At 66.0% G+C, this 13,851-nt stretch carries 14 protein-coding genes and 1 pseudogene; 7 read left to right on the top strand and 8 right to left on the bottom strand.

The annotated features are described in order from the left end of the window. Positions 1 to 5: 5 nt before the first annotated feature. Positions 6 to 164, top strand: a complete 159-nt coding sequence (locus LAQ74_RS02735; protein WP_224334761.1) for a hypothetical protein — start codon at positions 6 to 8, stop codon at positions 162 to 164. A 55-nt stretch (positions 165 to 219) separates the two neighbouring features. Here LAQ74_RS02735 and LAQ74_RS02730 read toward each other — a convergent pair. Together LAQ74_RS02730 and ilvD are read right to left on the bottom strand one after the other, a co-directional pair. After that, positions 220 to 1,498, bottom strand: a pseudogene (locus tag LAQ74_RS02730) (RNA-guided endonuclease InsQ/TnpB family protein). 284 nt (positions 1,499 to 1,782) lie between these two features. After that, entirely contained in the window at positions 1,783 to 3,549 is a 1,767-nt protein-coding gene (ilvD, locus tag LAQ74_RS02725) for a dihydroxy-acid dehydratase (RefSeq protein ID WP_224334760.1), read from the bottom strand. Positions 3,550 to 3,717: 168 nt separating this feature from the next. Here ilvD and LAQ74_RS02720 point away from each other — a divergent pair, with 168 nt between their 5' ends. Further along, entirely contained in the window at positions 3,718 to 5,805 is a 2,088-nt protein-coding gene (locus LAQ74_RS02720; RefSeq protein ID WP_224334757.1) for a S9 family peptidase, read from the top strand. Between the two features lie 6 nt (positions 5,806 to 5,811). On the opposite strand, the gene LAQ74_RS02715 is transcribed toward LAQ74_RS02720, so the two are convergent. Beyond that, a complete protein-coding gene (locus LAQ74_RS02715; RefSeq protein ID WP_224334755.1) occupies positions 5,812 to 6,435 on the bottom strand; it encodes a MogA/MoaB family molybdenum cofactor biosynthesis protein in 624 nt (207 codons plus the stop codon). 161 nt (positions 6,436 to 6,596) lie between these two features. Here LAQ74_RS02715 and LAQ74_RS02710 point away from each other — a divergent pair, with 161 nt between their 5' ends. Genes LAQ74_RS02710 through LAQ74_RS02695 form a run of 4 tightly spaced genes read left to right on the top strand, consistent with a single transcriptional unit; the run spans position 6,597 to position 9,333 of the window. Continuing rightward, positions 6,597 to 7,640 carry a zinc-binding dehydrogenase gene (locus tag LAQ74_RS02710; RefSeq protein WP_224334753.1) on the top strand — a complete coding sequence of 348 codons (1,044 nt, stop codon included), beginning with the start codon at positions 6,597 to 6,599 and terminating at the stop codon, positions 7,638 to 7,640. Beyond that, a complete protein-coding gene (locus LAQ74_RS02705) occupies positions 7,627 to 7,971 on the top strand; it encodes a DUF7977 family protein (RefSeq protein WP_224334751.1) in 345 nt (114 codons plus the stop codon). The genes LAQ74_RS02710 and LAQ74_RS02705 overlap by 14 nt, the downstream gene beginning before the upstream one ends. A 52-nt stretch (positions 7,972 to 8,023) precedes the next feature. After that, positions 8,024 to 8,428: a DUF4864 domain-containing protein gene (locus LAQ74_RS02700; RefSeq protein WP_224334749.1), complete on the top strand. Its 405-nt coding sequence runs from the start codon at positions 8,024 to 8,026 to the stop codon at positions 8,426 to 8,428. A 2-nt stretch (positions 8,429 to 8,430) separates the two neighbouring features. Then, positions 8,431 to 9,333: an alpha/beta fold hydrolase gene (locus LAQ74_RS02695; protein ID WP_224334748.1), complete on the top strand. Its 903-nt coding sequence runs from the start codon at positions 8,431 to 8,433 to the stop codon at positions 9,331 to 9,333. Between the two features lie 28 nt (positions 9,334 to 9,361). Here the strand turns inward: LAQ74_RS02695 and LAQ74_RS02690 are convergent, their stop codons facing one another. From LAQ74_RS02690 to LAQ74_RS02680, 3 genes are all read right to left on the bottom strand, one after another. Further along, positions 9,362 to 10,066, bottom strand: coding sequence for an SDR family NAD(P)-dependent oxidoreductase (locus tag LAQ74_RS02690; protein WP_224334746.1), 705 nt, complete (start codon positions 10,064 to 10,066; stop codon positions 9,362 to 9,364). A 76-nt stretch (positions 10,067 to 10,142) separates the two neighbouring features. Beyond that, on the bottom strand, positions 10,143 to 10,658 hold the full coding sequence (locus LAQ74_RS02685) for a desampylase (RefSeq protein WP_224334744.1): 516 nt from the start codon (positions 10,656 to 10,658) through the stop codon (positions 10,143 to 10,145). Positions 10,659 to 10,665: 7 nt separating this feature from the next. Further along, positions 10,666 to 11,271 carry an NUDIX hydrolase gene (locus tag LAQ74_RS02680; protein WP_224334742.1) on the bottom strand — a complete coding sequence of 202 codons (606 nt, stop codon included), beginning with the start codon at positions 11,269 to 11,271 and terminating at the stop codon, positions 10,666 to 10,668. A gap of 169 nt (positions 11,272 to 11,440) precedes the next feature. On the opposite strand from LAQ74_RS02680, the gene LAQ74_RS02675 reads away from it, so the two are divergent. Beyond that, positions 11,441 to 12,127, top strand: a complete 687-nt coding sequence (locus LAQ74_RS02675; RefSeq protein ID WP_224334740.1) for a PHP-associated domain-containing protein — start codon at positions 11,441 to 11,443, stop codon at positions 12,125 to 12,127. Positions 12,128 to 12,167: 40 nt separating this feature from the next. On the opposite strand, the gene LAQ74_RS02670 is transcribed toward LAQ74_RS02675, so the two are convergent. Both LAQ74_RS02670 and LAQ74_RS02665 read right to left on the bottom strand, forming a co-directional pair. Next, positions 12,168 to 13,331 (bottom strand): diacylglycerol/lipid kinase family protein, encoded by a 1,164-nt coding sequence (locus LAQ74_RS02670; RefSeq protein WP_224334738.1) that lies wholly within the window; start codon positions 13,329 to 13,331, stop codon positions 12,168 to 12,170. 48 nt (positions 13,332 to 13,379) lie between these two features. Next, on the bottom strand, positions 13,380 to 13,799 hold the full coding sequence (locus LAQ74_RS02665; RefSeq protein WP_224334736.1) for an Lrp/AsnC family transcriptional regulator: 420 nt from the start codon (positions 13,797 to 13,799) through the stop codon (positions 13,380 to 13,382). Positions 13,800 to 13,851 lie beyond the last annotated feature (52 nt).

Raw genomic sequence — 13,851 nt, 5'->3', positions numbered from 1 at the left:
GAGACATGGACCTCACGAACTACACCGACGACATCGGACCGGGTCTCGTCATCGTCGCGGGACTGATTCTGTTCCTCATTCCCGAACCCGCGACGTCGACGCTGGGTATCGGGTTGATGCTGTTCGGCCTCGCGTACTGGTTCTACGAGTGGGGACGGCCTTGACATCCTCCCCGGCCTGAAGGGCGAGGATTCCCGACCGCCGTTGGGATATTGTGGTTTACGACGTGACCTGTTCTCGCGGTGCAAAGCATCCGCTCTCCGAATCGAACAGGTACGTCGATGGCTGTGCCAACCAGCCGTTACTCCTATTCACCGAAAGACTCGGTGAACTCGGAGATACTTTCTGTCGAATGTTCTCAGCGCCGTTCACATCTGCGTTCGCCACCGTACCACAATCGTCGCACACGTACAACCCGCGCTCAACACGATTCGCCTTCTGCGTGCGCCCACAACAGGAACACGTTTTCGACGTGTCCCGCTCAGACACTCGTTCAACCGTGATGCCTTCCATCTCGGCCTTGTAGGTCAGCAGGTCGGTGAAGCGGTCGAACGCCCACGAGTGCAGGTTGAGGTTGCCGTGACGACCCCAGTTCTTAGACTCACCGTTCTCTTCGTCCTTGCGGATGCCGGAGAGGTCACCCAATACAATCGTTCCAACACCTTCCTCTACACACCGCTGAACCACGTGCTTGGAGTGGGTGTGAAAGTAGTGGGTTCGACGGCCCGACTTCTTCTGGTTCAACAGCGTGGCTTGCTCCGACTCAGAATCGTCACAGCGAGCGATGCGCTTGCTGAAGTAGTAGTCGTCCTGCTTCAAGCAGTTTAACGGGTACAGTTCGCTGTGTCCGTCTTCGTAGGCGAGTGCGGCGAAGTTGTTGATGCCGAGGTCAACACCCACCGTCTTCTCACCGGGCGATTCAGGAACGTCTATCTCGACCTTGCACACGAAGTGCAGTTCCCACTCCTCACCGTTCCACACCGCTCGCACTTGTTGGATGCTCTCCACGGTGGAGAGGTCAACGTCGGGGCGAGTTTCGTACTCGCAGAGGATGAAGTCCGACCAGTACTCTTTGAGGTTTGACCCTTTCGAGAGTCGGACTCGGTTGTATTTAATGTCAAGTTTGAAGCCAGCGGCTTTGAACGTGACCGTGCTTCGCGGGTGTTCGTCGCCGTGCTTGCGGTACTTCGGCGGGTTCGCTCGTGTGTCTCCGTTGCGTCGTTTTCCGTACCAGCCGCTGAACGCTTCAGCGAGTTCTTGAAGGACTCGCTGACTTGACTGAGAATGCAGGTCATCGTAGCGTTCGTGGCTCTTGAGGTACGCGGTGAGTTCGTTGTGACCGGGGATGTGGCCGATTTCGGACCACACGGTCGCAGACCCATCGTCCGACGTTCCATAGTTTCGAAGCGGCGAACCCGAGGGCGTCAAGGTCGTCGGACACCCGTGACTGATTCCGAATGGAAGCAGTATAGGTGCGAGTGACGACCTGTTTCGCCATGCGTAACCTATGTAGACAAACCAATTTGAAAGTATGGATTAGAGCGTGGAATATCCTGCTGTTCCATCGAACCGTGGATTGTGTAGGGGTTGTCGGATTCACCCCCGCCCTTTAGGACGGGGCTTTCTCCTTGATTTTCCGTAACGGCGCGAAACTCGAAAGAGACCGCTCAGTCGTCCCGCTTCACTACCGAGTTCGCACACCCACCTTTTTCCGTCGTCGAGAGCGCGGAGGGCTCTCTCCGCCGGGAAAATCTGGACCAAAAAGACCGCTCAGCCGCCCCGTTAGTCGTCTCGCTTCACCGCCGGGTTCGTGACGGCACCGTTCGCGGCCGACCCGAACGACTGGCCGTACTTCGCCAGCACGCCGGCGGTGTAGTTCGGCGGCTTCGGCTCCCAGTCGTCGCGGCGTGCGTCGAGTTCCTCGTCGCTCAGGTCGACGGCGAGCGTCCGGTTCGGGATGTCGACGGTCACCTCGTCGCCGTCTTCGAGCAGCGCAATCGCGCCGCCGGCGGCGGCCTCGGGGGCGACGTGGCCGACCATCGGGCCGCGCGTCGCGCCGGAGAACCGGCCGTCCGTCAAGAGCGCCACGTCGTCCTCGTGACCCTGCCCGACGACGGCGGCGGTGACGCCCAGCATCTCGCGCATGCCGGGGCCTCCCTGCGGTCCTTCGTTGCGGATGGCGATGACGTCGCCGGACTCGATTCCGCCCGACTGGACGTAGTGCATCGCGTCCTCCTCGTTCTCGAACACCCGGGCGGGACCGGTGTGGTGGAACGCGTCGTCGCCGGTCGCCTTGATAACCGCGCCGTCGGGCGCGAGGTTCCCCTTCAGAATCTTGATAGCGCCCTCGTCGTAGAACGGGTCGGAGACCGGGCTGAGGAAGTCGACGTCGATATCGTCGTCGTCGACGTCGAGGTGGTCGAGCTCCTCGGCCATCGTCCGACCGGTGACGGTCATGGCGTCGCCGTGCAGCAGGTCGGCGTCGAGCAGTCGGCGGAGGACGACCGGTACGCCGCCGACGTCGTGGAGGTCTTTCATCACGCGCGTGCCGCCGGGTTGGAGGTTCGCGATCTTGGGCGTGCGCCGCGAGATGTCGTCGAAGTCGTCGATGTCGAGGTCGATGCCCGCCTCGGCGGCGAGCGCGAGGAGGTGCAACACGGCGTTCGTCGAGCCGCCCATCGCCACCTGCAGCGCGATGGCGTTCTCGAACGACTCCCGCGAGAGGATATCAGAGGGGCGACGCTCGTTCTCGACCGCTTCGAGCGCGAGCTCGCCCGCACGCTCGGCGATTTCGTAGCGCTCGTCGGACTCGGCGGGCGCGCTGGCGCTGCCGAGCGGCGCGAGTCCGAGCGCCTCCGAAATAGAGGCCATCGTGTTCGCGGTGAACATCCCGCCGCACGAACCCGCGCCGGGGCAGGCGTGGCGTTCGAGATCGTCCAACTCCTCGGCGCTCATCTCGCCCTGCGCGTAGGTGCCGACGCCCTCGAAGACGTTCTGGACGGTCACGTCGCGACCGTCGTGCTCGCCCGGCAGGATGGAGCCGCCGTAGAGGAACACGGTCGGGAGGTCGGTGCGGATGGCCGCCATCATCATCCCCGGGAGGTTCTTGTCGCAGCCGGCGACGGTGACGAGCGCGTCCATTCGCTCGCCGAAGGCGACGAGTTCGACCGAGTCCGCGATGACCTCCCGAGAGATGAGCGAGGCTTTCATCCCCTCGGTCCCCATCGAGATGGCGTCGGAGATGGTGATGGTACCGAATTCGATTGGCATCCCGTCGGCGCTCTCGACACCGGCGATGGCGGCGTCGGCGACGTCATCGAGGTGGACGTTACACGGCGTGATGTCGGCGGCGGGGTTGGCGACGCCGACCATCGGCGCCGAGAGGTCGTCGTCGTCGAATCCCATCGCGCGGAACATCGCTCGGTGCGGGGCGCGCTCGGCGCCCGACGTGACGCCCGAACTCGGGAGGTCGGGGTCTTTCTCGCCCGCGAAGCGGTCGGCGTCGGCCCCTTCCTGGCCCTCGTCCGGATGCGGTTGCTGCTGGCTCATGTACCGCCCTTACCGCGGAGAGGCTTAAATCGCCGCGACGAAACAATGCTTGCTGTCGAATCCGGGCGAATGTGACCCCGGCGGCGCGTCCGACACCGAGTGCTTCGCCGACCCGGCCACGCGTTCCGAGACCAGAACCGACATGTGGTGTGGTTGAGAGGAGGGCGCATGGCAAGCCCGCTCGAATTAGACGACTTCTACGACCTCCGACGAATCCGCGACGTCGCCGTCTCGCCGACGGGCGAGCGCGTCGCGTTCGTCGTCGCCGAGAGCGACCCCGGCGCCGACGAGACGCGCAGTTCGTTGTTCGTCGCGCCGACCGACGGGAGTCGAGACCCGCACCGACTCACCCGCGCTTCGGACGCCGGGTCACCCGCGTGGGGACCGAAGGGAGAACGACTCGCCTTCCTCGCGAGTCGCGACCGAGACGTGGCGCTCACGGTCGGCCGAAGTGACGGGTCGGGCGACGAAAGCGAGGAAAGCGGGGGCGACGAAGAACGAGCCGACGGAACGGGAGAGAACGGCGACGAGGGGCCGAAATCTCAACTCTGGCTGTACGACCTCGCGCTCGGCGGCGACGCCCGGCAGGTCACCGAGTTCGACGAGGGGGTGCGCGAGTTCGACTGGTCGCCTGACGGCGACAAGGTGGTCGTCACCGCGCGCGACCCCACCGACGAACAGCGCGAGTACCTCGACAACCGCCGCGACGGCGGTCCGGTCGAAATCACTCGCCTCCAGCACAAGCGCGACGGGATGGGCTTTCTCGACGACGTGCGAAGCTACCTGTTCGTCGTCGATTTGGAGAGCAGAGAGACGGAGCGACTCGACGGCGCCTACACGCGTGGCGCGATGAGTACTGGAGGATTGCACCCCGCGTGGGGCGCGAGCGACCGAATCGCGTTCCGGTCGTACCGCGGCGAGAATCCCGACCACACGTTCGAGCAGGACCTCTACACCCTCGGGAGCGATGGCGGAGACCTACGGCAACTCACCGACGGTGATATCGGCGTCTCGAACCCGCGGTGGGGCGCGACCGGCGAGCGCCTCGCCTTCGACGGGGCGAACCCGACGAACACCTACCACCCGACGGAGGTGTACGTCGTCGCCGACGCGGAGGAATCGGAGCCGCGCTCGATCTCCGCGTCGCTGGACCGGACTCGCGCGCGGAGCGGCGCGCCCGAGTGGGTCGGCGACGCCGAACTGCTCGCACCCGTCGGCGACGAGGCGTTGACCCGACTCGTCCGACTCGACGCCGAGAAAGACGACCCCGAGCGCGTCTTCGAGAACCAGGGCACCGACCGAAGCATCACGCGGTTCTCCGTCGGCGGCGACCGCGCCGTCGTCTGCCTGAGCCATCCGAACGAGGGTGCAGACCTGTACGCGCTCGACGCGACCGAGTTGGACGGCAGCGACCCGATTCGACTGACGCGACTGAACGACGACCTGTTGACCGACGCCGCGCTGCCGACCTGCGAGCGCGTCCACTACGAGAACGGCGACGGAATCGAGGTCGAAGGCTTGGCGTACCTGCCCGACGGATTCGACCCCGAGAGCGAATCGTACCCGGTCATCGCGCACATCCACGGCGGTCCCACCGCCTACGACGCCCCCGGATTCAGTTTCGACTACAGTTACTGGACCGGCCGTGGCTACGTCGTGTTCAACGTCAACTACCGCGGGTCGACCTCCTACGGACGGGCGTTCAGCGAGTCCATCCGCGGCGAGTGGGGGCCGCGCGAGGCCGACGACATCGTCTCGGGCGTCGAGGAGTTGGTCGACCGCGGGTGGGCCGATCCCGACCGCCTGTTCGTCTCCGGGTTCTCGCAGGGCGGTATCAACACCGCCTACGTCGTCACTCGGACGGATATGTTCGCCGCCGCTGCGCCCGAACACGGCATCTACGACTTCTACTCGCTGTTCGGCACCGCCGACTTACACCAGTGGTACGTCCACGACATCGGCCTGCCGTGGGAGAGCCCCGAGGAGTATCGGGCGATTTCGAGCATCCACGACGTCGGCGAAATCGACACGCCGCTTCTCGTCACCGCCGGCGGGGAGGACTGGCGCTGTCCGCCGTCGCAGGCCGAGCAGCTGTACGTCAGCGTCCGCCGCCGCGGCGTCGACGCGAAACTCGTCGTCTACCCCGACGAGCACCACAACATCGGAAAGCCCGAGCGGGCGACCCATCGCCTGCGCGAACTCACCGACTGGTTCGAGAGCCACGACCCCGGCCGCGACGAGGCCGGAGGCGAGTAGCGAGAGTTACTCCTCGCGTTTCGCTAACCCGGCGAGGTGGCCCGCCTCGGGGACGATGATCTCCTCCGCGCCGAGTCGGGCGGCGTTCTCGCTCCCCGGGAGGCAGAACACCGGTACGCCGTCGGTGACCCCCGCGGTGGCACGGGTGCCGACGACGCGGGTTCCGATCTCGTCGTACGACAGGCTTCGAAACAGTTCGCCGAAGCCGGGCAGTTCCTTCCCCAGAATCGGTTCGACGGCCTCGACGGTCACGTCGTCGGGCGTGACGCCGGTCCCGCCGGTCGTGACGACCACGTCGGTGTCGTCGCGGCCGACGAGTCGGTTGACAGCGCCCTGGACGCCGTCGTACTCGTCTGCGACGAGTTCGCGGGTCGCGAGTTCGTGGCCCTCCGCCTCGAACGCGGCGGCGACGGCGTCGCCCGCCGGGTCGTCGTCGAGCGAGCGCGACGAGGAGACGGTGACGACGGCGAAGCCGAGCGACTCGACGTCGTGGTGGTGGTGGTCGTGCGTCCCGTCGGTGACGATTTCGCGGTCGTGGCTGTGTCGAAGGTCGTCGGCCCCGCTCTCGGGACGATGGCTATCGGTTCCGGTCTCGTGTCGGTGATCGTCGTGACTTCCGTCGTCGTCCATACCGACGATTCGCACGGCGACACCAAAAATTCGGGCGACAAGTCGGCGAACGGGGAGACGACGCGGCGTTCGACGGCGGGTATGTTTGATAAACGATGAACAAGCGGCAAATCCCCCGACGAAGACACACAGTTTTGACGCGCCGGATGCTGAATCCCAGCATGAAGGCCGTCCAGTTCTCGGCGCACGGCGACCGCGACGTCATCGAGTACGGCGACTTCTCCGACCCCGAACCAGACGCTGACGAGGTGCTCGTCGACATCAAGGCGGGCGCGTTGAACCACCTCGATATCTGGACGCGCAAGGGGATGCCCGGCATCGACCTGGAGATGCCGCACATCCCCGGGAGCGACGCGGCGGGCGTCGTCGAGGCCGTCGGCGAGGACGTCACTCGGTTCGAGGAGGGCGACCACGTCGCCGTCAGCGCGGGCGTCTGGTGCGGCCAATGCGAGTTCTGCCGCGACGGCGACGTCGCGCGCTGCGTCCGCTTCCACATCATCGGCGAACACGTCCGCGGCGTCCACGCCGAGAAGGCCGCCGTCCCCGAGCAGAACCTCGTTCCCGTCCCCGACCACGTCGACTGGGAGGTCGCTGGGTCGGCGTCGCTCGTCTTCCAGACGGCGTGGCGGATGCTCATCGACCGCGGAGAGTTGCAGGCGGGTGAGAAGGTGCTCGTCCTCGGCGCGTCCGGCGGGGTCGGCCACGCCGCCGTCCAAATCGCCGACTACGCGGGCGCGGAGGTGTACGCCACCGCCTCGAGCGAGGAGAAGTTGGAGTACGCGAAAGACTGCGGCGCCGACCACGTCATCAACTACGAGGAGGACGATTTCGCCGCCGAGATTCGGGAACTCACCGGAAAACGCGGCGTCGACATGGTCGTCGACCACGTCGGCGAGGCGACGTACGACGACTCGCTGAAGAGCCTCGCGAAGGGCGGTCGAATCGTCACCTGCGGGGCGACCACCGGCGGGAACCCCGATGCGGGGCTGAACCGCATCTTCTGGAACCAACTGTCGGTCATCGGGTCGACGATGGCGACGCCCGGACAGGTCGACGACGTGCTCGAACTCGTCTGGGACGGCACCTTCGAACCGCGCATCCGCGAGACGCTGCCGATGAGTGAAGCCGAGCGCGCCCACGAGATTATAGAGAACCGTGAGGGCTTTGGCAAGGTGGTCGTAATACCCGATAGTGAGTACGAGTAGCGACGAGGAGACGGCCGGCAGTCGCGACGCCGACGAGTCGCGAGTTCATCAGACGAAGTCTGATGGTGGATACGTCCACCGCCCGGACGGAGAGTCGAACCCGAACCCGGAGCCAGAGCCGACGGGCTTCGGCGACCGTGGGTGGACGCTCGTCGCCGCCGTCGTCCTCTCGTTTCTCGTCGTCCCCGGTTTCATCTACCTCGTCCCAAGCGCACCGGGCGAACTCGGTCTCTCGTTTTTCGCCACGATGCTCGCACTCCCGCTGGTTCCGGCGGTCATCTTGGGGCTGACGGCGGTGTGGTCGATGACTGCAGCCACGCGCGGCGAGTAACCCGAGTTCACGCGGCAAGCAGCTATTTGGAGACGTACAGCGTACGTGGTCCATGAACGAGCAGTATCGACGCCACGGACTGCCACAACCGACACCGAGATTATCCCCCGAAGAGGTCGTCGAACTCCAGTTAGAGAGCCTCCGACGCAACGACGAACCGTATCTCGACAGCGGCATCGAGACGACGTACGCGTTCGCCTCCGCGAAGCGGCGGCAGACCGCCGGGTCGCTCGACCGGTTCACTCGAGCGGCGCGAAGCGACATCTACCGACCGCTTCTCGACCACGACCGGGCGGCGACGACGCCCGTCGAGGTCAGCGGCGACACGGCCAGACAGGAAGTCGTCGTCGTCGCCCCCGACGGCGAGGAGGTTCGGTACGAGTTCCGACTCTCGCGACAGCGCGGCGGTGAACACGACGGCTGCTGGTTGACCGACGACATCGCCCCGATGGAGTAAGGATGGCGAGCGACACAGACACGGACACGGAGACCGCACCCGTGACCGACGTTCCCGGCGACTCCGTCTACGTCGAGACCAACGGCGTTCGGCTACACACGATTCAGGCCGGCCCGGAGGACGGCCCGCTCGTCGTCTTGCTCCACGGCTTCCCCGAGTTCTGGTACGGCTGGTGCGACCAGATTCGACCGCTCGCGAACGCCGGCTACCGCGTCGTCGTCCCGGACCAGCGCGGTTACAACCTCAGCGACAAACCCGACGACCTCTCGGCGTACCACATCGACGAACTTGCCGCAGACGTCGTCGGCATCCTCGACGAACTCGGCCGCGACACCGCCGCCATCGTCGGCCACGACTGGGGAGCAGGCGTCGCGTGGTGGGTGGCGCTTCACCACCCCGAGCGAGTCGACCACCTCGGCATCCTCAACGTCCCGCACCCGACGGTGTTCCGCCGGACGCTCAAACGGAGCGTCGGACAGAAGCTCCGGAGTTGGTACATGGGCATCTTCCAGCTGCCGCTGGTGCCAGAACGGCTGTCGAAGGCCGGTGATTTCCGACTGCTCGTCCGGACGATGCGGCGGACGAGCGAACCCGGGACGTTCTCGCCGTCGGACTTCGAGCGCTACCGACAGGCGTGGTCACAGCCCGGTGCGTTCACCGGCATGGTAAACTGGTACCGCGCCGTCGCGCGCTCGCAACCCAGACCCGAAAACGGCCACGTCAAATCCCCGACACTCGTCATCTGGGGCGCGAAGGACCAGTTCCTCAAGAAGTCGATGGCGCGCGAGAGCGTCGACATGTGCGAGAACGGCCGGTTGGTGATGTGCGACGACGCGACTCACTGGGTCCAGCACGAGGAGCCAGTACGGGTCAGCGAGTTGTTGAAGGAGTTTCTGTCGGAGTAGGTTTCACTCGCTGATTTCACGGTGTTCTCTACCAGTCGATGACTTCCTTGTCGCGCCAGAACCTCCCGGCGGGGCTCTCGGGCCGGAACCGGCAGAGCCACGCCGGCGTCTCCGCGCCTTTCTCGACCGGTCGACTCGCGTTCTCGCCGCCCATGTCGGTCCGGACCCAGCCGGGACAGACCGAGTTCGCGAGGAGTCCGTCGTCCCCGTACTCACCGTGTAGATAGGCCGTCAGGCCGTTCAGTCCCGTCTTCGAGATTCGGTACGCCGCCGACCCGCCGGACTGCGGTTCGCCGATTGCACCCATCCCCGAGGAGAGGTTGACGACGCGGCCGCCGGGGTCGGCGGTGAGCGCAGGCAGCGCGTACTTCGTGACGAGCATCGGTCCGCGGAGGTTCGTCGCGAGCGTCCGGTCGAGTTCGGGCGTCCGCGACGCCGAGAGCGACTCGCTCGAACCGATGATTCCGGCGTTGTTCACGAGGATATCGAGTCGTCCCTCGTCGTCGTCGATGGTCGCCATCGCCTCGTGGACGTCGCCCTCCTGCGTCACGTCCAACAGGACGCGGCGCTGGTCGTCGGGGATATCGTGGCTGACGCTTCGGACACCGGCGTACACCGTCGCGCCGAGGTCGGTCAGACGGGCGGCGATCTCCCGGCCGATACCGCGGTTCGCGCCCGTGACGAGCGCCACCTGTCCGTCCAGCGAGTCGTACAACTCGGGGTCGAGGGTCATTTGGCGGTGCTTAGTCGCACGCGTGGATAGGTATTGTCGAATCGTCGCGGTCGAGTCGACCGAATCGGATCGGCCATCACGGCTGTGCGCTCTCGACGTCGAGCGCTTCGAACCGCTCGCCGGTCCAGCGCCACGCGCCGAGCTCGTCGCGCGCAGGCGAGACGACAAGGTAGACGTACCCCTCCCACGTCGCCTCGCGGCGGTCGGTCGCGCTGGGTCGCGCCCGGCTCTCGGGGTGAGAGTGGTAGAAGCCGACCACGTCGTCGCCCGCGGCTTCGACTGATTCGATAGCCGAGAGCGTTACCTCCGGGTCGAGTTCGTACCTCGTCCGCGGGTCGGCGGCGACGTTCGGCACCCGGCGGACGTCGGTCACGCGGTCCGGAGCGCCGTCGGCGTTGCCGTCACCCTCGTCGCTTCCGCCGTCGGCGCGGCCGCCGGTTCGCTCGCCGACCAGTACGCCGCACACCTCACGGGGACCGTCGTCTGCGCGGAGGCCCTCGCGGGCGTGTGAGAAGATGGCCTTCCGGGCCGTCGCCGCCAGAAGCAGTCGCGGTGGGGGCCTCGAAGGCGGAGTCGGCGGCGTCGACGCCATCGCCCGCTCAGTCGAGGTCGCGGCGCATCGCGATTTCGAACCACGGGCAGAGCCGCAGTTGGCGGTACCAGTCGGGGTGGTCGTGGAGGTGCTCGTAATCGACCCAGAGCAGGCCGGCGATCTCGTCCTCGTCGGGGTCGAGCGAGACGTCGTCGAGCGTCACCTTCAGCACCGAACAGACCTCCCACTCGACGCCATCCGCGCCGGAGACAGATGGGTAGTATCGCTTGTACTCGAACTTGTCCGTCACGCGGAGATCAGAGTACTGGTCGGGCGTGATGCCGAGTTCCTCTTCGAGACGCTGGCGAGTGGCGTCCTCTTGGCTCTGGCCGTCCTCGGGGTGAGAGGCGACGGTGCCGTCCCAGTGAGTGTCCCAGAGACGCTTCGTGGGGGCGCGCTGGCCGAGGAGGATGCGGCCCTGGTGGTCGAAGACGAGCGCGGTGAACGCCCGGTGGCGGATACCGTCGCCGGTGTGGGCGGTGAGTCGGTTGACGACCTCCCGTTTCTCGTCGTTCTCGTCGACGGCGACGACGTTCTGGCGGGCGTTCTTGTGGACCTCGGCACCGTCGGCCGTGGTCTCTGCGGACCCCGTGCCGCTCGAATTCGTGCTCATATCTGATTCATCTGCGACGGGGGTCAAGGACTCTTCGATGCGACGGCCGAGGTGAGCGACACGTCTCGGGCGTCGTCGAAGGCGGGGCACACCCCAGACGAGACACCAAACGACGACGAGCGGTCGAGTTCGGGGGAAGAACAAAGAGTTTGTAGCGACGTTATACAGTGTGTTCTCCGTCGACTTGCACTCACACAGTCGGTTTTTCCACGGGTGGCGCGGACGCGCGACCAGATACGACCCGCTCGGGTTGAAGCTCCACGCACTATTCGCCCGACTCCGAGGGCTCGACGGCTTCGCCGTGACGAACCACGACTACGCGTACTCCGCGGAGGGCGATTTTCCGACGATACCCGGCAACGAGGTGACGACGACAGAGGGACACGTCCTCGTCGTCGGACCGAACCCGCCGAGTCGGACCGAGTCGAACGCGCTCACGCCGGGCGAACTGGTCGACCTCGCGCACGACCGCGGCTGTGCGACGATTCTGGCGCATCCGTTCCGGAACAGCTCCGCGCGCGACTCCGGTGCCGAGTTCGACGCGGTCGAACTCAACGGGAAGAACCCCGAACACATCGCGCGGACGCGACGGCTCGCCGAGGAACTCGACCTCCCACTCGTCGGCGGCAGCGACGCGCACTACCCCATCGAAATCGGCCGGGCGTACACCGAGATCGACGCGTCCGACCTCTCGCCAGAGTCGGTCGCCGACGCCATCCGCGACGGGCGCGTGAACCCGGTGGTGAAACTGAGTCCGATCGACAAACTGCTCGACGAGGCGTACACTCGAATCCACACCCGAAAGAAGTGGCTCGACCCCGCACCGACCGTGAGCGGCGGACAAAGCGACGACTGAGCGCCGACGAGCAGTACCGCCCTCGACGCCGCGCCGACGCTCAGTCGTCGGGGTCCGGTTCGTAGGCGTCGCCGACCGGCAGCTCAACGACGTCTTCGAGCGTCTCTATCGTCAGCGCCGCCGTCTCAATCATCTCGCCGTCCAGACTGAACCGCAGCGCCTCCCCCGAGAGCACGTCGAGGTGCATCGCGGGCGTCTTGAACCGGTCGATGTGTTCGGTGTCGCGGCCGAACAGCCGGGATGCGGCGGCCTGTCCCACCAGGTCGACCGTCGGACGCTCCTCGACGACGGTGACGTCCAACTGTCCGTCTTCCATGTCCGCCTGCGTCCGGCCCTCGACGGGGAACCGTCGACCGTTGCCGACGAGCACCGAGACGGCGTCGCCCGACCACGGCTCCGTCCGGCCGTGGGTGTCGATGTGCATCCGTATCCCGTCGAACTCGGTCATCACGTGAAGCGTGTTGACGACGTAGGCGACGACGCCGAGTCGCTCTTTCAGATCCGAGGAGGTTTTGTCGCTCGCCTCGGCGGTGAAGCCGCCGACGCAGGAGTTGAGGAACGCCCGAGTGCCGCTGTCTTTGCCGGTCTCGCCGCTCTCGACCACCTCTCCGCGGGCTTCGGAGGGTTCTTTCGACTCCGTCGCCCACGGCGGTTCGTCGCCGCCCCACTCGACGATACCGAGGTCGATTCGCCGGCGTTCGCCCGACTCGAACAGCTCGAAGGCGTGTTCGATTCCCTCGATGCCGACGTTCGTCGCGAAGTTGTTGCCCGTCCCGCACGGGACGACGCCGAAGGTGACCCGCTCGAAGCCGTCGGCGCGTCGGATACCCTCGATGACCTCGTTGAGCGTGCCGTCCCCTCCGGCGGCGGCGACGAACTCCGCGCCGCTCTCGACGGCGTCTCTGGCGAAGCGAATCGCGTCGCCCGCGGCCTCCGTTTCGCGAATCGAAAACCCGTGTTCGGTCGCCAAGCGACGGACATCGTGGGCGTGGTTGCCGTTGCCGCTGTCCGGATGGAGGACGAGCGTCCGGTCGCTGTGAGTGGGGTGGCCACCATCACTTCGCTTCGCTCGTGATGAGATTCGCCTCACTCCGTTCGGCTCCCCACCGTCGCTACGCGTCCCTCCGTCCGCGCGGTCGCGTCGGTCGCCGGGTCGGGTCGCGGTCGTCGACGTATCCGGGGAAGGGTCCTGTGAGGACGGCATGCAGTTCGCTCGGGGATACGTCAGCGACCGCGAAAACGTTAGGGGCCGTTACGCTTGGCCGAGGCGCTCGTCGAGGATGAGTCGCGTCTTCGTGCTCTTTATCTGCTCCATCTCGCGCGCTCGCGTGATGAGGTCGTTAACCGCGCGCGTGTCCGCGGCGTCGACGATGAGGACGATGTCCTCCTCGCCGGAGACCTGCCAGACGAAGTCGACGGTCTCCCAGTCGGCGAGCCGTTCCGAAACTTCGCTCGTGTTGACGTTCATCTCGACCGAAATCTCGACCATCGCCTTGATGTTGCCCGTTCGGGTCGAGACGGTGAAGCGTTCGATGACGCCCTCGGTGGTCATCCGCTCGACGCGGTTTCGAATCGTCCCCTCGGACGTTCCGACTCGCTCGGCGATCTCCGTGTAGGGCGTCCGTGCGTCCCGTCGGAGGACGTTCAGGATGCGGCGGTCCAGGTCGTCCATACACCGACGTGTACCGCGGGGGTTATACCGATTACGAAATTCGTAACTTCGC

Source organism: Haloprofundus halobius (assembly GCF_020097835.1).
GTDB lineage: Archaea > Halobacteriota > Halobacteria > Halobacteriales > Haloferacaceae > Haloprofundus > Haloprofundus halobius.
The sequence above is the reverse complement of the archived record's forward strand: the minus strand, read 5'-3'. Positions and strand labels throughout refer to the sequence as shown.

Bases quoted from the DNA above. Each gene is read 5' to 3' on its own strand.
- LAQ74_RS02710 (WP_224334753.1), top strand. From the start codon at position 6,597: ATGAAGGCCGTCCAGTTCTCGGCGCACGGCGACCGCGACGTCATCGAG.
- LAQ74_RS02720 (WP_224334757.1), top strand. From the start codon at position 3,718: ATGGCAAGCCCGCTCGAATTAGACGACTTCTACGACCTCCGACGAATC.
- LAQ74_RS02735 (WP_224334761.1), top strand. From the start codon at position 6: ATGGACCTCACGAACTACACCGACGACATCGGACCGGGTCTCGTCATC.
- LAQ74_RS02665 (WP_224334736.1), bottom strand. From the start codon at position 13,799: ATGGACGACCTGGACCGCCGCATCCTGAACGTCCTCCGACGGGACGCA.
- LAQ74_RS02685 (WP_224334744.1), bottom strand. From the start codon at position 10,658: ATGGCGTCGACGCCGCCGACTCCGCCTTCGAGGCCCCCACCGCGACTG.
- LAQ74_RS02680 (WP_224334742.1), bottom strand. From the start codon at position 11,271: ATGAGCACGAATTCGAGCGGCACGGGGTCCGCAGAGACCACGGCCGAC.
- LAQ74_RS02715 (WP_224334755.1), bottom strand. From the start codon at position 6,435: ATGGACGACGACGGAAGTCACGACGATCACCGACACGAGACCGGAACC.
- LAQ74_RS02690 (WP_224334746.1), bottom strand. From the start codon at position 10,066: ATGACCCTCGACCCCGAGTTGTACGACTCGCTGGACGGACAGGTGGCG.
- LAQ74_RS02695 (WP_224334748.1), top strand. From the start codon at position 8,431: ATGGCGAGCGACACAGACACGGACACGGAGACCGCACCCGTGACCGAC.
- LAQ74_RS02700 (WP_224334749.1), top strand. From the start codon at position 8,024: ATGAACGAGCAGTATCGACGCCACGGACTGCCACAACCGACACCGAGA.
- LAQ74_RS02670 (WP_224334738.1), bottom strand. From the start codon at position 13,331: ATGCCGTCCTCACAGGACCCTTCCCCGGATACGTCGACGACCGCGACC.
- ilvD (WP_224334760.1), bottom strand. From the start codon at position 3,549: ATGAGCCAGCAGCAACCGCATCCGGACGAGGGCCAGGAAGGGGCCGAC.